The organism is Actinobacillus delphinicola (genome assembly GCF_900638385.1).
Lineage (GTDB): Bacteria > Pseudomonadota > Gammaproteobacteria > Enterobacterales > Pasteurellaceae > Actinobacillus_C > Actinobacillus_C delphinicola.
Genome location: NZ_LR134510.1, coordinates 868311 through 892048, shown reverse-complemented (window position 1 = coordinate 892048; position 23738 = coordinate 868311). Strand labels below are relative to the sequence as shown.

The window sequence follows — 23738 nt, the reverse complement described above, 5'->3', positions numbered from 1 at the left end:
TTTACCCCTCAATCATAGCCATGGTGAGCTTGCCTTTCGTGACTAAGTACAAAACCGTGGTATCTTCTAATGTGCCATATTGACCTAACCAGTTATGTTGGAATGTCGCAGCATAAAAACGACCCTGTAGGTAACGTGGATCAAGTTGTATCTTATGATGTGCAAGATTTTGTATTTTTATAGCGGTTACAACATATTCCCCCATACCCCAACTTTCTAGTGGTGTGATACGGAGTTGTAAATTGGGGATTAAGGTCGGCAAATGGTTTGGCAATTTCATGGCAACACGATGTACCCCTTCTAATTTTTCAATGGTACGGATAGGCGCATAAAGGGATTGTGCTGCATAGCGTGTTAAGGCTGCAGGAATGGGTAATGCCGTTTGAGGTAATTCAATACGTGGCGGGATTTGAGCCGTTATTTCTGTTTTAGCTGGCGTTTCTGGAAGATTCGCATTACTATCATTACTTTCGGTGGTATTATCACCATAAGTAATCACGAGTGGCTCATATTCATAATCTTTACCTTGATCAGTTGCAACAACATCTAACAAAATAAGTTTGCCTGTCTTAATATCACGTAATGACACCCGTGTACTTGAAAAAGGCGCACTGGCTTTGAAGTAGATATTGCCATCATTATTTTGTACTCGGACTAAGCGATTAATTGATGCTGGGATCCCCACCTGTACATCTTTACCTACACTGACAATACGCTCTTGTCCAACATTTAAACGCACCGTGATAGGACGTTTGTCCCAGTGAGCAAATTCGTCAGCAACGGCATTTAAACTGACACTACTCCCTATACATAATGCGATCATCATCCATGTGGTTGTCATGATATGCATTACTTTTACAGTCAACAGTTTTTTCATTCGTTTTCCTAATTATCTACAATTCACTATTTTTCACTTGGTTTTAGCTCAATACGTTTTGGCGTAGCCGCATAACAATTCAGTGCTAATCCCCATGGATTTAATTCAGGATCAACGTCATAGCGCACAACATTGAGGGGATAACGCACTAATACTCGTTTTACTGGATTGTCGAGGTAATATTCATCGGTGGCTAAGTCTAAGGTGACATCCCAGTTATTTTGAGAATTGACACGCACACGGTCATCACTAAAACCTCGTCCTGGAATTTCATACACCCCTCGACTACGCCCTTGTAATTCATCAGCAGATAAGCGTTTCTGGTAATCCGTTTCTAAATAGGTGTAACATTGCGGTGTTAAAAAAGGCTTTAATTTATGAATATTATTGATATAGTCCTTTTCTCCATCGGTAGGCCAACGATTGAGTTGTTGGAAGATGTAAAATGCAAAACTATATACATTAGCTGGCGGTATTTCCCACCAAGCTCGTGTTGAGCCTGAACGTAAATCTGGGGGATTATAAATAGTTAAATGTTTAGGTGCGTTGTACCAGCCATAACCCAGTACGGCACAAATGATGGTCATGCACACAATCACAATTCTGAGTGATTGGATATGGAAACGCTCACTATTCAACGCATTTCGGTATTTAGACATTATTTCTTCCTTTTCGATGTAGAATAAATTCGATGAATACCCCAATGTTGTTCTTTTGTAATGAAAGCACTTGGGTTTAAGCGATAAGCAACATAACGTTCAAGCCAGGTTTCAGGCTTGCCTCGTTTTAGGCGAGCAATCAGGCTTCCGCCAAATTTCAATCCTATCAGCGCAAAAATAACCATAACGGTGGGAACAACTGCCCAAGTAATGTGAAAGACGAATATCACCAGTAAACCTAGAAATAAACCGATAATGGCAGAGATACCAATAACTGACATCAATTCAGTAAACGTCATCCCGCTAACGACAGGTGGCTTTCGATTTAAACGGTCGGGTAGAAATAAAATCGTTTTATTGTCCTGCATACAATACCTTGGGCAAAATCCATTAAGTTAAATAATTTTTGCTGCTTCACTGGCAAGCCAGATAATAACAACGAGTAAAATAACGCCTACCGCAACAATGGCCCCAAAATCACCCCACTGTTTTTTACCTGTTTGCACCTCTTTAAAGGTTGAAAGCGCAGCGCCTGCTACAATTAGAAAAGCCACAGCAGCCACAATCAATCCTCCAAAAATAATGCCATCAGCAGTGTACCCTTTGATTTGCCCCATTAAGCCTTTTCCACGATTACTTTCTGGTGCTTCAATAGCAGGTAAAGCGGCTAAAGCAGGCATCGTGGAGAGAACAAACCCAGTAAGCGTTAAGCAGATACGCTGGAATAGCGTTGAAAGAGTTGAAATTTTTTTGAACATAAAAAATCCTCAAGAATAAATTTATATAAAAACACTGAACGTGATAGAAATAAGCACTATCACACGCACGACAATCCACATCACATTATTTAAACCCGTATTACCTTGTTGCAGATCCTGATAGAGCGAAATAACAATGTAGGCCATAATGAGTAACAGTACGGCAGCAAGTGTCCCCTTTAAAAACGTACTGAGCCCATCGGGTCCATTGACTGGCATACCACTTCCCGCCTCAAATCCAGCAATCATTGCATTTTTATCAGTCACATTTTCCCCTTACTTTTTGATATAGGTTAAATCTACCGATAAGGTTTTATATTGTTGAGGATTCCGAGGTTGAATGCGGTTCGGATTTAAATAATCACTTATCGCTTTTTTCATTGTGGCTACGTCATCTAACGCTTGTGGATAAAGAAAAACAGCACGTTTTTGTATCTGTGTGCTTTCAAGGTTAGCCGCTGTTTTAGCACGCAATAAAGCCGCTTTTACAGAATCGAGCTGGCGCATTGCTTGAGTCAACTGTTCAGCTTCAGTAGCAAAACTCGTTTGAGCAATCCCGAATATCCCAAAAATACATAATGAAATGCATGATGTTTTTTTGATGATCGACATGATGTTCTTGTTCTCCTGTGATGCCTTTGTCGCAGGAATTATGTAGAAGGGAATCTTTTTTTTAAACAAAAAATTAGATTTTAGTTTTGTTTAATTTTTACTTGATTTTTTTGAAATAGCTTTTAGAAAAAAAAAAGCCCCTTGGAGAGGGGCAGACGGAGTCATATGAAAACTATTATTATAGGTATTTTTTAAAATTAGTGACAGTAAAGGCAATGGTTAATCCAAATAAGAGACCTGCAGGAATCAAAATGATATTTGGATGAACGCTAAAAGGCACACTTAAATAAATCACCCACGCTACAAGCATTGATGGCATAACCCACTTTTTGGCATGATGATATTTAAAAGCCGATTCACGCCCAATCCCAAATCGGCGTAAATCCCGCTGCACTAATCCCTCAACCAATCCTATTAGCCCTGCTAATAGGAAAAAAGGTGAGGTAAATAAAATAATCAATACACGGATAATGAACGTCATCGTAACATATAACGCTGATTGAATATAACTATTTAAGTAATATGCAATAGTATGCATAAACTCATTACTTCCTGGATTTTGTAGCCACTGTTCTATACCTGTGAATTGAAATAACCAATAATACGTTTGGTTCAATACCCATTTCCCCAATATAACTGGATTGGCATATAAAATACTTTGCTGGAAATCTTGAGAAAAAAATTGAAACTCTTCCATCATGATTTTTTTACTATGCATGTAACCTTGTTCAGGCCAAATAAACGCTATACAAAGCCACTCAACAATTATGCTTAATACTAATGATACCAATAAGGTTTTAAGGATATCGCAAGGAATATGGAATGCGCCTTTCGGTTTTTTCTGTGTACGTTCTATGCTTTCTTCTGCCATTTTCACCCCCTAATCCAATGTCGTTTTATTTAATTCTTCAAAAGCGGCTACCGCTTCAGTATTGGGCTGAAAATTATTGACTCCTTCCCACCAAGCGTCAGTTGAACTGTAATTATCCCGCATGTATTTCGCTAAGGTTTGTAAATCTTCAGGCATGAACTCATCTTTATCTTTCACAGGAAGTGGCATACGAATTTTCCATAGTTGAGAGCCTTCAATCAATGCAAAGGCTTGCCCTTTAGGAAGATTAGTAATATCTGCCGTAGATAGCATGGGACGTTGTGTCGCACTTACCCTATCACCTGTATTTGAGCCGAAATGTTCACTTGTACCAGTTTCACTTGAATCTGAGGTGCTGGATAATGCCATGACATCAAGCACACGTACCTCATGCAAATTTTTTGTTAAAATCTCAGCCGTAGCTTGTTCTTTAACCCGTAACATCACCATGGAGTTAAAGTTACCGACTATTTGTCCCGCTTTAGCTGCATCACCAATGCGGGCTTTAATATCAGAAATAGTTTGTGTATAGGCCGTAACCTGCACGCCTGCACCGCCCCCTTTATTGATCAGAGGAATAAATTCATCTCCGATTAGTTCATTAAACTCATCACAATGCACGTTAATTGGAATAGTGAGATGTTTTTGATTCAGATCTTGAGGTAAGCCTTCACTGATACCGAATTTGTAGATGTGTCCCGCCATTGAAACTAAATCTGCAAACATAGAATTCCCTACGGCACTGGCCACAGTTAAATCTGATAAGGCATCTAATCCAATGTAAACAATGCCACGTTTACGAATAATTTCTTCCCAATCAAAAATAGGGCGTTCATCTAAAATATCGGTGTAATCAGGTGATAATAATTCAGCCACTTTCCCTGAGGTAAGTTTTTCTAATAAGGGCAAAAGACTAGCGACAATTTTATCAAAGTAAGTTTTGTCATAGCGTACCGCAGAAGCTAACCCATCTAAAACAGGATCGTAAATTTTTTCTGAGCGGATATACTGATCTATCGCAATGACCATTTCATTTCGTCCCTTCATGGCAAATGATAAATTTTTTTGGTCAATTTGCGTGGCAAGCTGGGCGATAGCTTGCCAAATTTGTGGGTCTTTTTTGTCAAAATAAAATTTAGCATAATCTAAAAATAATGTATCAATAGAGCGTACATAGCGGGCAATTTGATCGTAGTTAGGACGACGCCCTAATTCCACTAATGCACGAGAGATAATATTGACAAACCGCCACGCAAACTCTTTAAAAGCCGCACTATTCCCTGCACCACTCAATTGTCCTGAAATACGGCTAGCTACTTCAGTAATTTTATTGAAACGTCCTACAGCATTATAACGAGCTGAAATATCAGGCCAGCCTAAATGAAATACATAAAACTCTTTATCACGCCCTGCACGTTTGGCTTCGGTATACATACGTTTAAGAATGTCTGCATCCCCCTTGGGATCGAAAAAAATCACGACCTCTCGTTCATTAAAAGTGCGTCCTCGATGAATATCTTGAGTAATAAAAAGCTCTGCTAAACGTGTTTTACCTACCCTTGTGGTACCTAAAACAAGCATGTGACCTACTCGACTACTCAACGGAACCGTCACGTTTACCTCATTCGTTTCAATACCATGAATGGCTGGAATACCTTCAACAGGCGGGAGAGGTCGGAAAGGATTAAACCTTGAATCTTTACTTGTTAATCTTGCAAGGAAACTATCCTGATGCGTTTTTTCAAACTCACGAACCCAAGTAAAAAGTTTTGATGGTTGAGTATACTTTTCCCCTGCCGAAGTAAAACAATCATAGAGTCGTTGGGTATGTTTAGGTAACCAACGAAAGCCTTTACCAAGAAATAAAAATTTTCTACCTACAGGAATTTGTTTACTTGACATTTTATACACAGGCAAACGCTTTAAATTACGATGATATTTCACAATCTTCCATCCTTGAAAAAAACGTCGTACTGCGATGCTCCAACATAATATGGTAATGCCTATTCCAATACTTGGTGTCAAGGCAAGCACCCAAGGAGACATAAGACTAAGTATCCCCGCTAAAAAACAAATTCCTGCTGTATAAAACTCTACAGGTGGGCGTAATAAGGCTTCCAATAAATAACGATCACTCATGGTTTTATAACCTCTCGTAATTCATCTAAATTACTCCCAATAAAGTTCGGCAAAATCAATACAGGGTAATGATTTAGCTGTAATCGTTGCTGGAGTAAATTAGCCTTATCTTGATATGGCATAATTGAAAGCGTTGGAACTATCGCACGTGCAGCGAATAATGCTTCTTCATTTGGAATATTCATCATCAAACCAAGTGCATTTAAAGCTGAAAGGCGTTCACGATTAGCCTTTAACCAGGATAAAGATTTTTTATCTCCCCCAATAATAAAAAAAGGTTCAACAGGGGGAAAATCACTTTTTCTCACGGCCACATATCCAAAAGTCCAATTAGGAGATGACAGAGGAAAATAATCTTCTAGCGTGGGTTTATAAGTATCTTTAGTGTAGGGTGACTTGGCATCATCATAGCGACTTGGTGCTATCGCATCATAAAATGAAATAATACTTTCCCCGCCATAATCTGCTAACACATTTAATTGTTGACGTGGCATTGTTTCAGAAAAATCTGCCAAAGCTGTATTGAGTAACGCTGGAATAATAGCGATAAAGAGTAAAATTTTTTTAAAATGCATATTATCCCTCTAATAAGTAAGTGGTAACCAATTACTAGAAAACGCAATAGGCATTTTCCCTTTACTGTGAGTAAACCACGCCCCTCTATCGTAATTCAAAGTAATAGTGCCAGAATTAACATCAGCTACTTTAATATTTTCCGCTTTGGCCCATTCTCGAATACCCTCATTGGTTGCTTTACCAACAAAATATATATCAATCGGCGATGTTGGATAGGCTTGTTGCAAACGTTTAAAATCCTCGCTACACGTTGCACAATCTATTAATCGAACAAAATAACGAATACGTCCCATTTTTTCAGGCGTATTAGAAGTTGAATGAATTTTTGACATGTCAAACATCTGCTCTCTAGGATAAAGTTCTTTAAAGGCCTGATCATAAGCACGTTGAAATGCTAATTCCCGCTCTACTCGGTCATGCTCTTTCTTGGCTAAAAGACGAGCGTATTTCATGCGTTTTACGGGATCATCCGTTGATACCCCTAACGTTGTTAGCGGGTCTAAATGTGGGGTCCAATATTGACGAACATCTTGAGTAATTTTTTGAAATTCCGTCCAATCTTCTTTATCCAATCCCCACTGTAAATAGGCAGGCTCTGTTTCATTGACTAAGGTGTTTTGGCGTGTTGATTGTGCTGTAGCAGTATTAATCGCTTTTGCTTGTATCGCATTTACGGTGTTTACATCTATAGCATGGGCAAATACCGTATAGATACCTATAACACCTACACATAGCATTTTACGCATTATTTCACTCCTTTTATTGCCATAAGAGGGGTTGTTACGGTGAGTTCATCACGTGGCATAAAACACACCTCACGGCGAGATTCATTTGCAACCAAGCGATACGCACTCCCTACGAGCATTTGTAAGGCATCTTTTAATGGCATGGTGTTGAAATGATAATGTACGACGGGTAATGGTCGGTTAAATAAGAATTGCATTTTATTTGCAGAAAACCCAGAGCATAGACTATATCCCGTGCCTTTAAGTACCTGTTCTAAGCCCTGCTGTACTGTAAAATATCGTTTTAGTGGCAACTTCAAATTAACAAACTGTTGCAGTAAATATTTTTGTCCTCCAATAGGAGAAGAACTAACTAAAGTGTATCGTCCATTTTGAATAACTTCAGGAGATGTTTTAGGCGTAGTATAAATATCAGGATCGACCTTTTCAAAATTGATAATACCGAGTTGTACCATTGAGGCGGACGGTAACGATGTGGCTGGTAACGGGGATGTTTGTAGTGGCGAAGAAACACGATGATGCGGTTTTGGTGCACAAGCCACTAAAGTTAGCGGCAATAAAATTAAAAGTACTTTTTTCATAAAACATTCCTTATGGATTAAAACCCAACAAGTGTTGCAAAAAAAGTGCTTTTAGACATCCAAAAATTAAACAAAAAATTTAGAGAATTTTGGCAATCTACGCAAAAAAAACTTACTAAAAAACTGAAGAACAATTAAGGTATTGAGGAATAAAAAAGCCCCATATTATGGGGCTTTATAGATAATTTACTGAGTTTTATGTTTTACCGTTTCATGCTGCTTTTTAATAGCATAAATCAGCACCGTAAGAATGAATGACAAAACGATAATCAATAATATCGGTAATCCGAACTGCAAAATATGAATCATTGTTTGTCCTCCATTTGTTCAGTTATAACCGCACCAAAGTGAGCAAATGCTATACCTACGCCCCACGATAGTAATCCAATTACAATTAAAATACTACCGCCAATAATACTAAATTTATTATCTTGGACAAATAGGCCAATAAGTCCAACACCTGCAATCGCACCCGATTTGCGTAAATCATCACTGATTTTCATTGCGGTATCACGGCTTGCTTGTTGCTTAAACATCTGAAATAGCTCAGTATTTATTTTGTCGAGCATAATTACTCCTTTCATTAGTAAAAATAAAGGGAGTAATCCCAGGGGAAATACTCCCCCTTGGGCTAAGTAAAAATTACATCATTGATAATACTAAAAGTTAGGCCACCATTTTTCCATAAATTTGTGCTAGCCGTGCTTCTTGTAATTCGTCTTCACTTATATGATGAAGTTTCATCAATACTTCCTCTAAGTTGTTTAGATTGGTATCTTCACGAAATTCGTAATAGAACTCCTCTTTTCCTTTGCTACGCATAAATAACTTCGCAAGACTCGGTGAAGAATTATCAAAGCAAACCTCATAAAGCTCATTAATGCATAACATTGGAAAAAGTTTTTGCACCTCTTCTATCAAGTAAGTTTCAAGCTCACATAACAAGTGAAACTGATAAATCGTTTCAAGATTTGGTGCATCTTTCCAGTCACACGCCAAATTACGAATACTATCAAAGGTTAATTCATCAATATCTGTATAAAAAGTATTTCCATCGTAGTACAACTGTTCCCAGTTTTTAATCCACGGTGAAACATAGTTTTTGTTTAAAGTAAATTCCATCATATGCTTTCCTCAAATTAAGCCTAAACCTAAATGGGAAAACATGTCTCCTCATGGGAAATCTGTTTTCCCAGAGGGTTTAATGGGTTAAGTTAATATTAAGCACATTGCTCGTATATTTCAGCAGCACCTTCAAGCAGATCAAATTCCAACATATAGTTGCTTGCTTCTCGTGCGAGCTTACTTGCTTGTACAATAGCTTTTTTATCTTGTTTAAGGATAGTTAACCAGTTATCGATATAACTCGCATTATTCTCTAAAAAAGACTTCACACCTAAACTTGCACTGGTAAAGGCAGAACCAAGCTCAGCAACAAGCTCTTCAAAAGCGTAGTCTGCAGAGCCAAAATTACCTTTCTGATTGCGGTTTAATCGATGTTTAGCCCCCGTTGAGTGGGTTAATTCATGTAATAATACGGCGTTAAAATGGTCAATACTATCGAACGCTTGCATAGCGGGCATTATGATGCAATCACGGCCTGGCGAATAAAATGCTTTATCGCTTTTCCCAGCCAAAACTGGCACATTCATACCCTTTGATATACGGTGAATAGCGTCATATGCTAAATTCTCGTCTATTTGCATAGCAGAATTTTCGTAAAATTTTTGTGGCAAGTTTTCACACTGCTCTACGTTAAATACATTAAAGTATTTCACTGTACAGCCTGATTCTTTTTCAGGCTGCCCCTGGTCGTCCAATACAACAGCACCAGTATCGTCTGTTTTATCTTTTTCCCAAGTTCGCCAAAATAGAATCTTCGTTGCTTTTTCGCCTTTTTTGATTGTTCCGCCAAGCTCAGCAATATTTTTAAAACTAAGCCATTGACTTTGACTGTAACCATTTTTTATTTCTGCTGCCCAAAGCAATAAAATATTTACCCCACTATAAGGGCGTTTTGAAACAGCATTTATAGGTAAAGCACAAACGCCATTATTGATATTCCACGGTTTACGCCAAGGAATTGTGCCATTTTCAATAGCTTCAATAATACGGTTAGTAATATCTTGGTAGAGATCGAATTTGTTCATAATGTTTTCCTACATGTATAGATAGGGAAAACATTAACCCCATAGGGAAAAGTTTTCCCTACGGGTTAAAGATAGATAAAAAATTAATGGTTAAAATTGAGCATGGTAAATCGTCAACGTTTCTACTTGTGAAATATCATAGGCTTCTTCTAAAACGGTTAACGCTTCTTGTAAGCCTTCATCGCAATTAAAAGCATCATGCAAATAAAGTTGATACAAAATAACATTTGTACGCCCTGTCGCAAGCTCTGCTTGAATTTGCTCATTCATGAGTTTACTCATCGCTTGTTGAAACTGATCGAAAATTACTTGTGCTTCTTTTTGTGTATTTGTTCGGATTTGTTCTATTCTTTTCATATTTTCTCCCAATAATGAAAAACAAGAGAAAACAGAAATCCCAAAGGGAAATGTTTTCCCTAGTGGGGTAAGTAGATGTCCATGTATAGAAAGGCTGGAACTTTTGTTAAGTTCCAGCTTGAGGTTAATTGTTAACTTGGGTTTCTTTCCATTTTAATTCACCATCAATGATTACTGAATTAATACGGATCAAACGCCCTTTTAAAGAAAAAGCAGTATCACCTTTTTTGTGATACTTCGTATCTTTGTTAACCGTGTAGCTGTCAACCCATAAATCACTAAGACGAAAAGAAATCAAAACTTTACGTTTCGCTTTGACGGCTTCTTCACATCGTTTAACGAGATTTTCTGCGGTTTCACCAACTACATTACAGTCAAAATAACGGTATTCAGGCTCATTCGAATTACCAACTAATGCAGCAATTCGACAGGCTAAAAAAGCATTTCCTTTTTAAGGTTGAACAACACGAATGTCATTCAAATAGCCAATGCCATTAATATGTAAGTTAAAATAACTATTTTGTGAAGTTTGTGAGGTTTGGTTAATCATAGTGTTTCTCCTAAAAAAGGGAGAAACAGTTAACCCAAAGGGAAAAATGTTCTCCCTGTGGGGTGTTAAAGTAAAGTATAAAAAACGGTAAAAAGTGGCGTAATTACTTTTATTAGTAACCGTGCAATCCCAACGCTCAGTACACATCATGCTTCATTCAGCGACGCTGAATTGCTAGCTTACAAAGCGACTAGCACTTTTGCTATCAACGATAGCGAGTAAGTAATGACATCTTATATATCTATACAACAAAAACAAGCTATTTATGACAGTTAATTGAAAAGTGAATTACGAGAATTTTTATAAGAAAACCCACATCAAGCGAACTCGATGTGGGTAGAGCTGGATAACATATGCTTGATTTACATTTAACTATTGGCCATTAACAATATATTAAATTACTATCGCACATAAAGGGCGGTCGCAGACCGCAAAGGGCGTTGGATTTTTCAGTAGCCAACACTACTTTGGACGAGCCTTGATTATATCACACTACTGACGTTCGTGCAGTGCGTTTTTTAGATTTTTTTACTGAAACATTTTCAATATAGGTACAAGTTGGATAGCCACGACATCCCCAAAATTCACCATTCTTGCCATTACGTTTTATTAAAGCTGCACCGCATTTAGGGCATTTTTTAATATTGATATTTCCAATATTTACCCCTTGTTTTGTAATTTGAGTCACGAGCATACTGATAAATTCTTCTTGTTTACGCATGAAATCTTGCAAAGTGAGATGTCCCTCTGCAATTTGATTCAATGCTTGCTCCCAAAGTGCGGTCGTAGCGGGATCTTTTAAAACTAAAGGTAAATTTGCAATTAATGTATGCCCTTCTGGCGTGGCAATAATAGATTTGCCTTGTTTCTTAATAAATTTTTTATCAAATAGGTTTTGAATGAGATTGGCACGTGTTGCTTCCGTGCCTAATCCTTCAGTTTCTTTTAATTGTTTTTTTAAACGTTCATCTTTAACAAAACGCCCTGCATTTACCATGGCTGTCAGCAATGTGCCTTCTGTAAAATGCGGAGGGGGTGTTGTTGTGAGTTGTTTAATGTCAAGTGAGTTGATCACCACTTGTTCATTCATAACAACCTTCGGTAAGGTCGTTTCATCCTCATTATTTTCCTTCCGTGAGAGTAAAATCTTCCAACCAGGATTTATAGTTACTTTACCCTTCGTGGCAAAAGTATAATCGCCAGCACGTAAGGTTATATCCGTTTGATCAACTTCACAAAATGGTAAAAATTGTGCCAAATAATGACGGCGAATTAAATCATAAACTTGAAATTCTTCTTTTGTCATTAGTGAAATATCAACCTGCTTTATGGTAGGAATGATGCCATGGTGAGCAGTAATTTTACTGTTGTCCCATACTCGAGATTTTTGCTGGAGATTTAATACATTTTGTAAGGGGTGCAGTATTGTATCAGAAGCTAAAAGTGCAGCCACAATTTTAGGTGCCTCAGAAAATTGTTCTATTGGCAAATAAGGACAATCTGAGCGTGGATAAGTGGTTGCTTTATGCTTTTCATATAGGGATTGGGCAATATCTAATACTTGCTGAGCACCAAAGCCGAATAAGCGGTTACAGTCTGCTTGCAAAGTGCTGAGATTGAACACTAACGGAGGATTCTCTTTTTTTCTTTTCTTCTCAATACCTATGACTGTTGCCGTATTTTGTTGTTGTACTCGAGATGCAATAGTCACTAAAGCCTGTTTTTCAAGGCATAGGCCATCTTCATTGATTATTTCTTTTGGCATAACAACCCCTGCCGTAAATTGCCCATCATTGGATGAGAACATGCCCACGAGTTTATAGTGGTTTTTAGGTGTGAAGTTTTTGATTTCATTATCTCTATTTACTACAAGCGCAAGGGTTGGACTTTGTACACGCCCAACACTCATCACGCCTTGGAATCCTTTCTGCTGGGCAAGTAAAGTAAAAAGTCTTGAAAAATTCATACCGACAAGCCAGTCTGCCCGACTACGGGCTAAGCCAGCATAATATAACGGTAGCGTTTCCTCTCCTTTTTTCAAATTTGCTAACCCTTTACGAATACTTGTGTCATCCAAAGCCGATAACCATAATCGACTAACCTGTCCCTTAAAATTTGCAAGTTCTAATAATTCCCTCGCAATGGTTTCACCTTCACGATCAATATCTGTTGCAATAACAACATGCTGTGCTTTTTTAATTAATTGCATGACCACATTATATTGTTTTTTTGTTTCCTCTTTAGGCACGACTTGCCACTGACCTGAAACACATCGGCTTGGTAGAATAGGTAAGTTTTCTAAAGTCCAGAATTTCCATTCTTCATTGTACATTTCGGGGCTACATTGCTCTACTAAATGCCCGATTGCCCATGTGACATAAACATGGCCATCTGCTGTCATTTTATATGTTTTATCACCTTTAGTTGCTTGTAATATTCTTGCAATATCTCGCCCTTGCGACGGCTTTTCACATAAAAATAATTTCATTCGTACTGTTCCTTAAAATAAATAAGTCGTAGTACTCTAAAAAAAGATGATCCAGCAGACAACAAAGAATTAGGATAAAAAAATTGATAATTTTGAAGTATAAAAAACGTCCACGGTCGCATTCTTACCGTGGACGGAATTCAAGGAGTGAAACATTATGTGATGACTACTTCACATATATTACCTAAAAGCACCCCAATATGGCTTTTAGACGATGCGTATAATAGCAATTATTTTTAAATTAAACTATATTTTTTAAAATTTATTTAGAGAAACTATAATATTAAGGGAATATTTAATATGGCTATATTGAGATTGGTTTAGAATTGGGTAAAAGGAAGCCCACAGAGAGTGGAACTGTGGGCTTTTTGAGCTAGTTATTATATGGGCATACTAAAACCATATAATACTGTCTTTAAGATTGCCTGAACCATATGAATAACCTTAAAGACGGGGTAATCATAACTGTTATTTTCGATTTATACCAGTAATAATTAAAATAAAAATAAATTTAATTTTTACCTTTATAATTTAAAAAGGTATAGGACCATCCTGTAGAGGTGGAATATCTTGAATAGTCATAGATTCATCATTTACCAAAGTAGAATTCGATTGAGAAATATCATTATTTTGTATATCAGGACGTTTATCTAATAACTGTAAACTTTCCCCAATAATTTCAAGAATATATCTATCATTCCCATGTTGATCCTGATATTTACGTGTCTGTAAACGTCCTTCAATAAAAACTTTAGAACCTTTATGCAAATATTGTTTCGCTACTTCAGCCATACGACGGAATAAAACAATACGATGCCATTCTGTTTTTTCTTTACGCTCATTCGTGATTTTATCTAACCATGAAATTGAAGTGGCAACACTAATAACTGTTGTCATATTTCCATCAGGAAAGACTTTTGATTCAGGATCTGAGCCTAAATTTCCCATAATCATTACTCGATTCAAACCTGCCATAAAAAACTCCTATATATTAAATAGATGACTTTGTTTCTCTTTACGTGCTTGGCAATCTACACAATACTTCACACCTAAAATAGCTTTTTGACGAGCTACAGGAATACTCTCCCCACAATCCAAACAAAATGAACGTGAAATTTGATTCTCCTGTGAGATTTTGTGAATAACAATATTATTTAAAAATTCACAAATATCATTTGCTTGATCGATTATATCTGCCATAGCACCTCCGAAATAGAAAACTCGTAAAGTGTAGAAAATAACGCTACCTTTCAACAGATTAAATTGAATAATCTTTTTGTTGAATTTGTAGCAGATTTTAGGAAATAAGTTTTTTATACTTCTTAAGGTATTAATATCACGCAATATATATAGAGGTTATGTATGAAAGAAAAAGATATGTTGGAAAATCTAGAAATAGAAAACGAAGCGGAGTGGACGGGAGAAATGGAGTCTCATGATTGCTCTAAATGTGATGAAATTCTTATATTTACCTTAAGAGATAATTTTCATACTTTCACAATACCATTTAGCACAGTTTTAGCCATGTTGAAATTTGCAGAAACTGATGGTGATATTCCACCGATTCCGCCTGAATGGTGGGTAAGGATGCAAGGTCTTTATCCAACCTTGCCAACTCCTGTTGCTAATCCCTAAGTTTTAAACATTGAATCCATAAGACAACGCAACCTGTTTTGCCAATGCAATTAAGGTTGCGTTTCTTTCTTTTACCCACTCAGGTAAACGAGGCTCATAGTTATATAAATTTGCAATGTACTGACTATCTAGCGTAATTTTTTGTTTATATAACACGTCGGTATTCTCAGTACTGCCATCAGTAAGTGTAATTTCAAGTAGAATACTTTCAATAAATTCATTATCCATAACATGTCTTTTATGATTTCTAAATGAAAAACCAATATCACAAAACTTGTGACCTTTAAGCGTAAGTTTCTTTGTTTTTTCATCAATTTGCGTAAAGTCTTCTATGGCATGGCATAATTCGACATTAGAAACCTTTCTTCCGATTAAACGTTGTCGTCCTAAAAAATACATTATCATAATTGGTAGGTTTAACGAATGTGTTCCGACATAACGATAAACTCGATGTGCAAAGAAGTCTTTTAATAATGTTTTAGCCAGTGATTCACTTACTTTAATTCCCACCTTCTGTTCAAAAAAATAAATAATTTTATCAAAGTGGTAAACCAGGTTATGCACTATACCTTCATCAAAATCACTAGGATTTCGTCTCTCACTTTTATCTAACTTAATTTTCTTTGCCCGATAGGGACAACATAAATACGCAACTTCATTATAATGCGCCAAGTGTGGAATAGTTTTAGGAATATGTTTGCCGTAAGGTTTATCTGTATTTTTTGCTGTTCGATACAAATTAATTATTTGTACAGGATTATTACATGCTGGACAAATCGCTAAATAGCAGAACTCACCATTTGAATTTTCTAAACGAAATTGAGGGAGCTTATGTGTCTTTTTCATATAAAGCTCTAATTCAATTGGATAATACTTTGTGGATGAGGTTGAGAACTTAATGAGATGCATAATGAAACTATCCTCTTGTTGATAGATAAAAGATAGTACATATAATAAATACTATTTAGAAAAAAAGGCAAGGGAAAGTAACATTCCCTCCCTTACCTTTAAAGGCCCTTTAATAGCTAATTTGCAAAACTCGCTTTTCACCTATTTGCAAAACCTAAAAATCATTCATTTGCAGAACGCATATTTTGTTCCTGAAGAACCTTTTCCATCAACTCCTGTTCCAGTTTATCAAGGGCATCAAACTTCTGGTCCAGTTTTTTAAATTCTTGCACAAAATCCGTGAATAATCGCATTTGCATATTAAGAACAAGACGCTCACGTTCGGCAGAAATTAAGTTAAGTTTAATTTGTGGTTCAAATTTAGGTTCTTTTAAAGCGTTATCTAATACATGATCGCCTGTATTTAAAGTGCTATCACTCCTGGTTCGCCAACGTATATACTTACCGTTAACTCTTGTATTATTACGCACAAAAAACAAGGGAACGCACCCTAATACGTTGTATCGTACATTACTCATCAGGTCGAGTTGAACATCAACCAATGCATCACGAAGACTTTCAGCATGACGTGTCAATTCATGACATGTTTCTTTATTATCGATTTCCGAAAATACTGCTCGTAAAAACTGGTTCAGCTTTGTATTGGCGGCAAAGTCTCGGTAAAAATCTTTAGGAATAACTTTATAAATTTCCATGCAAGCCTCATTCATTATCTATTTTTTGTGTTTCTACATTAGTTAGTGACGCTTTTTTATTAATAAGTGGAGCGAAACCTGAACGTAAGGAGCGATCTAACACACCTTCTGGCAATGCTTCTAAATTAAAGTTTTTCATCACTTCCTGATAGCGAGTATTATTGTCTAACACGTCTTGACGAGTTAAGCCCGTATGGCGATAGTTTTTCACCATGCCAAGTAATTGCCGTAATAACTGAGAGCCACTAGAAATCCATTCTTTCATTTCACTATGGGTGAGTATTCCAATATGGCGAGAAGTTAATGCTGTTTTAGCAAGCAGATCAAAATCGCTCACAATATAAATCAGTTTGTATCCTAATGGTGAGTTAAGATAGATTGGAAAGGTAGCAGGTTGTACATTTATGCATTGGGAAATATCAATGCCTTCGGGGAGATTATCAACCAGAATATTTGCCAAAGCATCAATTAATGTTTTCATTTTATCGGTGCTGTCCAAGATGAGCTTTTCAAAATTGAGTAAAAACAGATCTGCAAAGGGATCGTCTTCACTGGCATCACGTTGAACTTGTGTCAATATCCCCATGGCTTTCGGAATTGTAATTTGGTGCTTAGCAATACGTCCAAGCCATACATTTATGGTGTATCTCGTATGCACCGTAAATATCATTTCACTTTGTAATGCCCCTATTTGAATAGTATCGATTTGATTACTTGACGGCATAAGAACTCCTATTTGCATATATTTTAAAGCACTTGCCACTCTAGATGGTAGTGATTGTTTTTTAGTCTCTGTCGCCAGTGGCGACACTATTTATTTTTTATCCTCTGGCCCCACTGGTGCCACTGTTTATTTTTTTATCCTCTGGTACCCTGGGTGCCACTGTTTATTTCTTAATCTCTGCCACCCTGGGTGGCGCTGTTTATTTTTTAATCTCTGCCACCCAGGGTGCCACTATTTATTTTTTAATCTCTGCCACCTTGGGTGCCACTGTTTATTTTTTAATCTCTGCCACCCTGGGTGGTGCTGTTTATTTTTTAATCTCTGCCACCTTGGGTGCCACTGTTTATTTTTTAATCTCTGCCACCCTGGGTGGTGCTGTTTATTTTTTAATCTCTGCCACCCAGGGTGGCACTGTTTATTTTTTAATCTCTGCCACCCTGGGTGCCACTTTGTACACTTTTTAATCCGATTAGCGCCACTGGTGCCACCGCTTATTTTTTTGCTCTGCGTGATTGGCCTAATGCTACCCGTAAGCTCTCAATCCCTTTACGTCTAACTTCCTCAGCTTTTTTAATTTCTTCTTCAGTTAGCGTCTTTTGGGGTTTTATTGGCTCAGATGTCACCATGTTAGGCGCAATTTCAGTATGGTTTTTTTGTTGTAAAATGTAGTAAGGATTAAATTGTCCCTGTAATGCACGATTTACCATAGCGAATAAATACCCTGCTGGCCTTTGAATTTGACGGGCTTTAAGGCTTAAACGAGCTTCTTCTACTACCTGTAAGCGAAGATTTTTATCAAGTTTATTAAGTAATTCAATGATATTTCCTTTTTCATTTTCGGTTAATTCTATTTCATCAAATACTGTATAAATATTATTCTTAGTATTAGTATTAGTATTATTTATATTATTAGTACTAGTACTATATAAGTTCCCTGAGGGAACTAAGTGGGATTTCAATGACTTAGCATTTTCATTTTGCTTAGTTCCATTAAGTTCACCCTCTTTTTTACTTAGTTCCATAATGGAACTAAGCAAATTTTGTTCATCATTACTTAGTTCCTTAATGGAATTAAGTTGCTTTTCACCAAGTTCCATTAAGTCTTGGGAAATTGGATGAGTTTTCTCAATGTGTTCATCTTGAAGGATACGGTGTTTAACATTATCCGTAACCATACTTAAATCTTTTGGTAGGGGATCTTGTGGCGGAGTGAGTTGAATTTTAGATGTATTCTTACGTTCAAAGGCTTCTCTATATGCCTCTAAATGAGATACCGCATGATAAGTTTTTTCACTAATAAGTTCATCAATAACACTTTCTGCAACAGCTCTTACAAAGTTATCTTTACTTTTTGACATCTTGTCTACAAAAGTAAAATAATTATCCGTAATTTGTATCGTATCCATCACGGATAATGACGTATTGTGAATAATATAAACATTCCCAACAATGCGTCCTAAAGTATCACGCTCGGTTTCACAAAGCGTAATCCAACGGGTTAAGCGTAAAATCTGCAAGGTTTGTGTCACAACCTTACGAGAAACTTTTTTACCCAGAAATGCCTGTTCACTTAGCCACAATTGCATTTGCTCATAGCTTGGAAAAAACTGTGATTTGTATGGGCTGGAATCTACTTTTAACATCTGCCACAGTATTTTTGCTCGATTGGTCAATCTATCATCTGTATAAAGCTGTTCAGGTACACTGTGATAGCGTTCTCCAATGGCAACTAAACTATTGAAAGCATTGTTTTTAGGTGTTTTTTCTTGCTGCTGCATATTCGTCTCCTATTGATCCATCCATTTAGAAATCAAACGCCATATTTCACTGATAGTTACCCCTGTTTCTTCTGAAAGAAAAATGAGCAAATCCAGTCCTTCTGGAGAATTTTCTAAATTTTCCAACCCTGCTTCATCCTTAGGACCATGTACTTTCCAAAGTTCCCATACTTTAGCTTCATCTTCATAAGAGGGTTTTGCTTTCCGCCCAATAGACTCATTGATACCAAGTAATTTTCGGCGTGCTGATACCTCAGAAGAGGTCCAACCAAACCGATGTCTAAGCATTTCACCTGAGATCCCCAATGCTAACGCTCGATCAACCGTATTTGATTCTTTCGCTTTATTACGCACAGCATTCATCAAATTCCAAAATATTTGATGGTTAATATTTACTTCTACAAACGTACTGATACTGTTGCATAGGTCATAAATTTCGGCTGCCGAAAGTTTTGATAGTGTCATAAGTTCTTTTTCGGTAAATCCGAGATTTTTACAATACCTAAATTCACCTTTATGTAAATTGTGGAGTACCGTATCAATAATAGCTTGATTAATTTGATTGATATTAGGCATTTTCTGTTCCTACATAGCGATACAAGCGGATAAGTCGCATTAGTTTTACAAATACAACATCTGAAATATCTTTAAGCGAATAGCTCGACATTTCTATCATCAGTTCATGGTTTGAAGATAAATCTGCAGTTTGTAATAAAGTTAAAAAACGATGAATTTGTTCAGCTAACAATGAACTCGGTTGAGGTAAGGGATTTACTTTAAAATGATAATGACTATCTACATTCTCAATACAATGTGTAAATCCATATTCATCGGCAATATCTAAAGCGAGACTATACATTTCCAACAATGGTTTACGGTTTGCATGTACTGTCCAAATATCAACGACATTTTGACGCCCCACATTGGTAAAACCTAACCCCTTAGATTCTGCAAGCTGTTGCAATTCTTCTTGTGTTGTAAAGCCCTCTAATTTTGCTTTGGCTCTTTCAAGCATATTTTGAATACGCTTTGCATCGTCTTCATTGTCGACAACTTGATTAATCGCTTCTAAAGTCAAATCTAGGCTATTTGCATAACTTTCTTTAGGTTCGTCATTAACGCTATGGCTATCCGCCTCTACATTATCTGTATCAATAATTTCCTCCTCATATACCTCTTCATTTTTTTGATTAGGCGCAACAACTTTCTCTACTGCCTTCTTATCTGTATTAAGGTTTTGTTGAGAAACCTCCTGAGTAGGAGGAAGCATTTGTGCATCTGTTTGTTCTTGTAATTTTTTTCTTTGCTCAGGGGACATTGATATATCAAGTCTAAACATATCGTAGCTGACTTGATTGTTAAAACATTCGACAAGACATCCAATTAATTCATCTTGAAAACTAATAAGAGAAAAGTCATCTGGATAGGTATCAAAGGTAGCTAAAGATTCTCCCCAGAGATTTAAAAAATTTTTATTTGGTTCAACCACTATCTTATGCATTTCATAAGCATTTTCACTATTGGTGTAGAGCGTCAGCAGTTTTTCAATTTGATGTTTTCCTAGACCTGAAAACAACACGTTAGGAATAAAAGGAAAAATTAATTCCACTGTTCTTGCCATTCTACCTAATTGCTGATTTGAAATCGGATAACCGTTTTCCTTTAATTTTTCAGATAACTGGCGATGAGAGAAAGATTCATCGTATTTTTTTTCATAGAGTTTACGTACTTCCTCGATGCTAAGTGCTTTTTCAATGAATGACAACTCTCCACGTAGATCATTTTCTGCCAAATGCCCAATAATCATATTCACTTCATGTGTGACATCATCTACGTCATTTTCCCATGGTTTATAGATGCATTCGATGGTATAAAAACGACTATCGTGAGTTTCTGCAAATAATTCATTTAAGGCTTGTAAGCGAGTATTCCCTCCATCTAAAATAGTATAAAAGCTATCCCCTGGTCGTTTAGTAATATTCGGAGCATGATCTAAACCACGTTTTTTAATACTTGCTTTAATATCTTCAAACGCTGGATTTTTTGTGCGACGTGGGTTGCCTTCATAGGGTTTTAACTGGTCCAGATTTACAATCATTAATGCAGGCTTATTTTCTTCAAAAGCCATATATTGAGACTGTGCCAGTTGATTATACATAGGGTTATTATTTTGAATTGCTGGCGTTTGTAAGGCTTGTAATAATTGATTTTTACGTTGTTCTTTATTTAAGTTTCTCATTGTGCTTCTCCATCCAAGCGAAATTCATCTCTTCTAAGAGTTCCAAAGTATCAATAAATATAGCCAGCATGACTTCCTGAGTAAGCTCCATATCCAAAGAATAAACTCCCTTATATAACGGGATTGTTTTTACTGCATTTTTATATTCTAATTTAAGCCACATTGTCTTATTGATTGCGTACGGGTTAATTTTTGATGCAAAAATGATTGTGTTAATTCTCATTAATGACTCCTTTTAAATCCGTAAATAATGACAGTGCGCCATTAAAATGACTTAAAACTGTTCCACATTTACCATTACGGTGTTTAGATACAATAATTTCAGCGATACCCTTCTGTTGAGAATCTTTGTTATACACTTCATCACGATAAATAAATTCAATCAGATCAGCATCCTGCTCTAATGCTCCACTATCTCGTAAATCACTGTTCATTGGGCGTTTATCTGCACGTTGTTCTAAATATCGATTTAGCTGTGAAAGTGCTAAAACTGGACAATCAACCTCTTTTGCAATCTGTTTTAATGTTGCAGAAATATGGCTGATTTCTAAATTTCGATTACCATTTTGCATTTCAGGTACACTAATAAGCTGTAGATAATCTACGATAATTAAAGCGGGTTTCCCGTATTTCCGCACATTACGGCGAACACGGCTTTTTAGCATTTGAGGGGTAAGGTAACTTGAATCATCAAGTAATAAGCGATCTTTCCATTCCTTGGTGATAATTGATATTGCTTGAAAAATTTTAGCCCATTCAAATTCAGTAACTAATTCAGGTTGAGATAATTTACTGGCAGGTAAACCAGCAAGCATACTGACAAAACGTTCTAAAATCTTTTTTGCTGGCATTTCTAAGCTATAATACTGCACAGGCGCAGTGCTCTTCTCCAGAGCTGCACGAGCCATATTGAGAGATAAAGCTGTTTTTCCCATTGATGGACGAGCAGCAAGCAAAATAAGATCACCATTTTGATAACCTGAGGTAATTTCATCAAGTTTAGTAAGACCTGTTGGCAGTCCTGTTACGCCATTAGCATGTTGATGACATTCTATGTCATCTAACCATTGACTTAGTATGCTATCCAAATTGACATTAGTATCTGAGCTATGGTTTAAATTTAGCTCAGTTAATGATTTTTCTGTATTTTCGAGCAGGGTATCAAATTGCGTTTCACTCAAGATCCCTGCTGTTTCTGCTACAAGTCTTTTCCCTAAAGAAAACAATTGACGTGTTTTGTAATCACGAATTATTCGTTTGGCAACGGCAGTGAGAGAAATTAATCGTGCACTATTAGCCATCTCATAGATATACGCTTCGCCCCCGACTTTAGCTAAAAGTTTCTTTTCAGTAAGCAGCCTTATTAGCGTGATCAAATCTGCGGACATCTGGTGATTTCCCATATCACGTAACGTTTGGAAAATAACTTGATGCGCATATATAGAAAAATGCATAGGCTGTAAATCTACAATATCATCCAGTAAATCAAGATCGAAAATAAGGTTACCTAAGATAAGTTTTTCATCATCAAGTGAATAGTTTGTCTGCATTTTCATTCTCCTCCCTTAAATTGCACTAAATTTCTCTTTCCATTGTGGGAAAAGCAAAGTACAGAGTGTTTTAATGGTTTCTTTTTCTTTACGGGAATGTTGATGAACTGGTAATGCAAGACTCGCTGCTTCACGATAGGCGACTCGTGAGGGAATGGTAAAGTCCAATAACTGTAAGTTAGGATCATTTGTTTCATTAAACAATTGTTGCAAACTAGTGACCATATTTTTTGCATCATTGGTATTATCTAGACAATTAATAACAGCTTTAACAGGCGGTAATGTAAATCCATGGCGAGTAAAGATTTGTAATTGTTTGTATAAAGTGAGTGTGCCACGCATAAATTCACGGGCAGAAAGTAATTCAGGTTTAAGTGGTGAAAGAATCAGATCACTTGCTAGGCATGCCATATCAACAGTAATTCCACGGGTACCTCGAGTATCAATTAGAATTAAGTCGTAGCCTTCGATATTTCGTACAAGATCATTGAAACGTAACATTCCATCAGGTGCACTACGCAAATGATTAGAAATAGCATCAATTGGATCATTAGATTGAATAATATCTAAATTTGGAAAAATGGTTTGGGAAATGATTTTTTCTACATCGGTTTGATATTGGATGAGAAACTCAAATAATCCTTGAGGGGCGATTTTTTTCAAGGGGTAGTAAGATGATAACGTAGGTTGTACGTCAGTATCTATCATCAATGTTTTTAAGCCACATTCGGCACAAAATGCACTGATATTTGCAACATTTGTAGATTTAGTTACGCCTCCTTTAGTAGACATAACAGTAACAATAAATGGTTTTTTAATATTCATTTTTATCCACTCTTATAAT

Annotated in this window: 29 protein-coding genes and 1 pseudogene; 2 read left to right on the top strand and 28 right to left on the bottom strand. The window is 36.6% G+C overall.

The genetic code is table 11. The annotated features are described in order from the left end of the window. Position 1 precedes the first annotated feature (1 nt). The 19 genes and pseudogenes from EL259_RS04155 to EL259_RS04065 all read right to left on the bottom strand — a co-directional run bounded on the left by EL259_RS04155 (position 2) and on the right by EL259_RS04065 (position 14564). Positions 2–877: a TIGR03749 family integrating conjugative element protein gene (locus EL259_RS04155; RefSeq protein WP_126599283.1), complete on the bottom strand. Its 876-nt coding sequence runs from the start codon at positions 875–877 to the stop codon at positions 2–4. A gap of 26 nt (positions 878–903) precedes the next feature. Further along, positions 904–1536, bottom strand: coding sequence for a PFL_4703 family integrating conjugative element protein (locus EL259_RS04150; RefSeq protein ID WP_126599281.1), 633 nt, complete (start codon positions 1534–1536; stop codon positions 904–906). Beyond that, on the bottom strand, positions 1536–1904 hold the full coding sequence (locus EL259_RS04145) for a TIGR03750 family conjugal transfer protein (RefSeq protein ID WP_126599279.1): 369 nt from the start codon (positions 1902–1904) through the stop codon (positions 1536–1538). Before EL259_RS04145 ends, EL259_RS04150 begins: the two co-directional genes overlap by 1 nt. Positions 1905–1931: 27 nt before the next feature. Then, a complete protein-coding gene (locus EL259_RS04140; RefSeq protein ID WP_126599277.1) occupies positions 1932–2294 on the bottom strand; it encodes a TIGR03745 family integrating conjugative element membrane protein in 363 nt (120 codons plus the stop codon). 21 nt (positions 2295–2315) lie between these two features. After that, positions 2316–2561, bottom strand: a complete 246-nt coding sequence (locus EL259_RS04135) for a DUF3262 family protein (protein WP_126599275.1) — start codon at positions 2559–2561, stop codon at positions 2316–2318. 9 nt (positions 2562–2570) lie between these two features. Then, a complete protein-coding gene (locus EL259_RS04130) occupies positions 2571–2906 on the bottom strand; it encodes an integrative conjugative element protein, RAQPRD family (protein WP_126599273.1) in 336 nt (111 codons plus the stop codon). Positions 2907–3084: 178 nt separating this feature from the next. Beyond that, on the bottom strand, positions 3085–3777 hold the full coding sequence (locus EL259_RS04125) for a TIGR03747 family integrating conjugative element membrane protein (RefSeq protein WP_126599271.1): 693 nt from the start codon (positions 3775–3777) through the stop codon (positions 3085–3087). 9 nt (positions 3778–3786) lie between these two features. After that, positions 3787–5916, bottom strand: a complete 2130-nt coding sequence (gene traD, locus EL259_RS04120; protein ID WP_126599269.1) for a type IV conjugative transfer system coupling protein TraD — start codon at positions 5914–5916, stop codon at positions 3787–3789. Next, the gene (locus tag EL259_RS04115; protein ID WP_126599267.1) at positions 5913–6491 is read right to left on the bottom strand and encodes a PFL_4695 family integrating conjugative element protein; all 579 of its coding nucleotides are present in this window, start codon (positions 6489–6491) and stop codon (positions 5913–5915) included. The genes traD and EL259_RS04115 overlap by 4 nt, the downstream gene beginning before the upstream one ends. Before the next feature lie 9 nt (positions 6492–6500). After that, a complete protein-coding gene (locus EL259_RS04110; protein WP_126599265.1) occupies positions 6501–7238 on the bottom strand; it encodes a TIGR03759 family integrating conjugative element protein in 738 nt (245 codons plus the stop codon). Beyond that, entirely contained in the window at positions 7238–7819 is a 582-nt protein-coding gene (pilL2, locus tag EL259_RS04105) for a PFGI-1 class ICE element type IV pilus protein PilL2 (protein WP_126599263.1), read from the bottom strand. The genes EL259_RS04110 and pilL2 overlap by 1 nt, the downstream gene beginning before the upstream one ends. Before the next feature lie 305 nt (positions 7820–8124). Next, complete coding sequence (locus tag EL259_RS04100; protein ID WP_126599261.1) at positions 8125–8388, bottom strand: hypothetical protein; 264 nt, start codon at positions 8386–8388, stop codon at positions 8125–8127. A 97-nt stretch (positions 8389–8485) separates the two neighbouring features. Beyond that, positions 8486–8944: a hypothetical protein gene (locus EL259_RS04095; protein ID WP_126599258.1), complete on the bottom strand. Its 459-nt coding sequence runs from the start codon at positions 8942–8944 to the stop codon at positions 8486–8488. Positions 8945–9039: 95 nt separating this feature from the next. Next, entirely contained in the window at positions 9040–9969 is a 930-nt protein-coding gene (locus EL259_RS04090) for an ArdC family protein (protein ID WP_126599256.1), read from the bottom strand. A 90-nt stretch (positions 9970–10059) separates the two neighbouring features. Next, complete coding sequence (locus EL259_RS04085) at positions 10060–10326, bottom strand: hypothetical protein (RefSeq protein ID WP_126599254.1); 267 nt, start codon at positions 10324–10326, stop codon at positions 10060–10062. A 124-nt stretch (positions 10327–10450) separates the two neighbouring features. Continuing rightward, positions 10451–10876: pseudogene (locus EL259_RS04080) on the bottom strand (STY4534 family ICE replication protein). A 487-nt stretch (positions 10877–11363) separates the two neighbouring features. Next, positions 11364–13364, bottom strand: coding sequence for a DNA topoisomerase III (locus EL259_RS04075; RefSeq protein WP_126599252.1), 2001 nt, complete (start codon positions 13362–13364; stop codon positions 11364–11366). A gap of 531 nt (positions 13365–13895) precedes the next feature. Further along, complete coding sequence (gene ssb / locus EL259_RS04070; RefSeq protein ID WP_126599250.1) at positions 13896–14339, bottom strand: single-stranded DNA-binding protein; 444 nt, start codon at positions 14337–14339, stop codon at positions 13896–13898. 9 nt (positions 14340–14348) lie between these two features. After that, positions 14349–14564: a TraR/DksA C4-type zinc finger protein gene (locus EL259_RS04065; protein ID WP_126599248.1), complete on the bottom strand. Its 216-nt coding sequence runs from the start codon at positions 14562–14564 to the stop codon at positions 14349–14351. A gap of 162 nt (positions 14565–14726) precedes the next feature. Between EL259_RS04065 and EL259_RS04060 the strand changes: the two genes are divergently transcribed. Beyond that, positions 14727–14999 (top strand): hypothetical protein, encoded by a 273-nt coding sequence (locus EL259_RS04060; RefSeq protein WP_126599246.1) that lies wholly within the window; start codon positions 14727–14729, stop codon positions 14997–14999. Positions 15000–15002: 3 nt separating this feature from the next. Here EL259_RS04060 and EL259_RS04055 read toward each other — a convergent pair whose 3' ends face one another. The 3 genes from EL259_RS04055 to EL259_RS04045 form a co-directional block, all read right to left on the bottom strand. Continuing rightward, a complete protein-coding gene (locus EL259_RS04055; RefSeq protein WP_126599244.1) occupies positions 15003–15845 on the bottom strand; it encodes a hypothetical protein in 843 nt (280 codons plus the stop codon). 224 nt (positions 15846–16069) lie between these two features. Next, complete coding sequence (locus tag EL259_RS04050) at positions 16070–16603, bottom strand: DUF3158 family protein (protein WP_172594217.1); 534 nt, start codon at positions 16601–16603, stop codon at positions 16070–16072. Between the two features lie 7 nt (positions 16604–16610). Then, positions 16611–17327: a PFL_4669 family integrating conjugative element protein gene (locus EL259_RS04045; RefSeq protein ID WP_172594216.1), complete on the bottom strand. Its 717-nt coding sequence runs from the start codon at positions 17325–17327 to the stop codon at positions 16611–16613. A gap of 77 nt (positions 17328–17404) precedes the next feature. Between EL259_RS04045 and EL259_RS04040 the strand changes: the two genes are divergently transcribed. Beyond that, a complete protein-coding gene (locus EL259_RS04040; protein ID WP_126599238.1) occupies positions 17405–17791 on the top strand; it encodes a hypothetical protein in 387 nt (128 codons plus the stop codon). A 27-nt stretch (positions 17792–17818) separates the two neighbouring features. Here the strand turns inward: EL259_RS04040 and EL259_RS04035 are convergent, their stop codons facing one another. The 6 genes from EL259_RS04035 to EL259_RS04010 are packed head-to-tail and all read right to left on the bottom strand — an operon-like array spanning position 17819 to position 23719. Beyond that, a complete protein-coding gene (locus EL259_RS04035) occupies positions 17819–19105 on the bottom strand; it encodes an STY4528 family pathogenicity island replication protein (RefSeq protein WP_126599236.1) in 1287 nt (428 codons plus the stop codon). 9 nt (positions 19106–19114) lie between these two features. After that, the gene (locus tag EL259_RS04030; RefSeq protein WP_126599234.1) at positions 19115–19681 is read right to left on the bottom strand and encodes a DUF2857 domain-containing protein; all 567 of its coding nucleotides are present in this window, start codon (positions 19679–19681) and stop codon (positions 19115–19117) included. After that, entirely contained in the window at positions 19674–21344 is a 1671-nt protein-coding gene (locus EL259_RS04025) for a ParB family protein (RefSeq protein ID WP_126599232.1), read from the bottom strand. Before EL259_RS04025 ends, EL259_RS04030 begins: the two co-directional genes overlap by 8 nt. Further along, complete coding sequence (locus EL259_RS04020) at positions 21328–21567, bottom strand: hypothetical protein (protein ID WP_126599230.1); 240 nt, start codon at positions 21565–21567, stop codon at positions 21328–21330. Before EL259_RS04020 ends, EL259_RS04025 begins: the two co-directional genes overlap by 17 nt. Continuing rightward, positions 21557–22900 carry a replicative DNA helicase gene (gene dnaB, locus EL259_RS04015; RefSeq protein WP_126599227.1) on the bottom strand — a complete coding sequence of 448 codons (1344 nt, stop codon included), beginning with the start codon at positions 22898–22900 and terminating at the stop codon, positions 21557–21559. Before dnaB ends, EL259_RS04020 begins: the two co-directional genes overlap by 11 nt. Before the next feature lie 9 nt (positions 22901–22909). Next, positions 22910–23719, bottom strand: coding sequence for a ParA family protein (locus EL259_RS04010; protein ID WP_126599225.1), 810 nt, complete (start codon positions 23717–23719; stop codon positions 22910–22912). Positions 23720–23738: the final 19 nt, after the last annotated feature.

What these genes read in the sequence shown, in the direction of transcription:
- EL259_RS04155 (WP_126599283.1), bottom strand. Translation starts at nt 877, where the DNA reads ATGAAAAAACTGTTGACTGTAAAAGTAATGCATATCATGACAACCACA.
- EL259_RS04150 (WP_126599281.1), bottom strand. Translation starts at nt 1,536, where the DNA reads ATGTCTAAATACCGAAATGCGTTGAATAGTGAGCGTTTCCATATCCAA.
- EL259_RS04145 (WP_126599279.1), bottom strand. Translation starts at nt 1,904, where the DNA reads ATGCAGGACAATAAAACGATTTTATTTCTACCCGACCGTTTAAATCGA.
- EL259_RS04140 (WP_126599277.1), bottom strand. Translation starts at nt 2,294, where the DNA reads ATGTTCAAAAAAATTTCAACTCTTTCAACGCTATTCCAGCGTATCTGC.
- EL259_RS04130 (WP_126599273.1), bottom strand. Translation starts at nt 2,906, where the DNA reads ATGTCGATCATCAAAAAAACATCATGCATTTCATTATGTATTTTTGGG.
- EL259_RS04125 (WP_126599271.1), bottom strand. Translation starts at nt 3,777, where the DNA reads ATGGCAGAAGAAAGCATAGAACGTACACAGAAAAAACCGAAAGGCGCA.
- traD (WP_126599269.1), bottom strand. Translation starts at nt 5,916, where the DNA reads ATGAGTGATCGTTATTTATTGGAAGCCTTATTACGCCCACCTGTAGAG.
- EL259_RS04115 (WP_126599267.1), bottom strand. Translation starts at nt 6,491, where the DNA reads ATGCATTTTAAAAAAATTTTACTCTTTATCGCTATTATTCCAGCGTTA.
- EL259_RS04110 (WP_126599265.1), bottom strand. Translation starts at nt 7,238, where the DNA reads ATGCGTAAAATGCTATGTGTAGGTGTTATAGGTATCTATACGGTATTT.
- pilL2 (WP_126599263.1), bottom strand. Translation starts at nt 7,819, where the DNA reads ATGAAAAAAGTACTTTTAATTTTATTGCCGCTAACTTTAGTGGCTTGT.
- EL259_RS04100 (WP_126599261.1), bottom strand. Translation starts at nt 8,388, where the DNA reads ATGCTCGACAAAATAAATACTGAGCTATTTCAGATGTTTAAGCAACAA.
- EL259_RS04095 (WP_126599258.1), bottom strand. Translation starts at nt 8,944, where the DNA reads ATGATGGAATTTACTTTAAACAAAAACTATGTTTCACCGTGGATTAAA.
- EL259_RS04090 (WP_126599256.1), bottom strand. Translation starts at nt 9,969, where the DNA reads ATGAACAAATTCGATCTCTACCAAGATATTACTAACCGTATTATTGAA.
- EL259_RS04085 (WP_126599254.1), bottom strand. Translation starts at nt 10,326, where the DNA reads ATGAAAAGAATAGAACAAATCCGAACAAATACACAAAAAGAAGCACAA.
- EL259_RS04075 (WP_126599252.1), bottom strand. Translation starts at nt 13,364, where the DNA reads ATGAAATTATTTTTATGTGAAAAGCCGTCGCAAGGGCGAGATATTGCA.
- ssb (WP_126599250.1), bottom strand. Translation starts at nt 14,339, where the DNA reads ATGGCAGGTTTGAATCGAGTAATGATTATGGGAAATTTAGGCTCAGAT.
- EL259_RS04065 (WP_126599248.1), bottom strand. Translation starts at nt 14,564, where the DNA reads ATGGCAGATATAATCGATCAAGCAAATGATATTTGTGAATTTTTAAAT.
- EL259_RS04060 (WP_126599246.1), top strand. Translation starts at nt 14,727, where the DNA reads ATGAAAGAAAAAGATATGTTGGAAAATCTAGAAATAGAAAACGAAGCG.
- EL259_RS04055 (WP_126599244.1), bottom strand. Translation starts at nt 15,845, where the DNA reads ATGAAAAAGACACATAAGCTCCCTCAATTTCGTTTAGAAAATTCAAAT.
- EL259_RS04050 (WP_172594217.1), bottom strand. Translation starts at nt 16,603, where the DNA reads ATGGAAATTTATAAAGTTATTCCTAAAGATTTTTACCGAGACTTTGCC.
- EL259_RS04045 (WP_172594216.1), bottom strand. Translation starts at nt 17,327, where the DNA reads ATGCCGTCAAGTAATCAAATCGATACTATTCAAATAGGGGCATTACAA.
- EL259_RS04035 (WP_126599236.1), bottom strand. Translation starts at nt 19,105, where the DNA reads ATGCAGCAGCAAGAAAAAACACCTAAAAACAATGCTTTCAATAGTTTA.
- EL259_RS04030 (WP_126599234.1), bottom strand. Translation starts at nt 19,681, where the DNA reads ATGCCTAATATCAATCAAATTAATCAAGCTATTATTGATACGGTACTC.
- EL259_RS04025 (WP_126599232.1), bottom strand. Translation starts at nt 21,344, where the DNA reads ATGAGAAACTTAAATAAAGAACAACGTAAAAATCAATTATTACAAGCC.
- EL259_RS04020 (WP_126599230.1), bottom strand. Translation starts at nt 21,567, where the DNA reads ATGAGAATTAACACAATCATTTTTGCATCAAAAATTAACCCGTACGCA.
- dnaB (WP_126599227.1), bottom strand. Translation starts at nt 22,900, where the DNA reads ATGAAAATGCAGACAAACTATTCACTTGATGATGAAAAACTTATCTTA.
- EL259_RS04010 (WP_126599225.1), bottom strand. Translation starts at nt 23,719, where the DNA reads ATGAATATTAAAAAACCATTTATTGTTACTGTTATGTCTACTAAAGGA.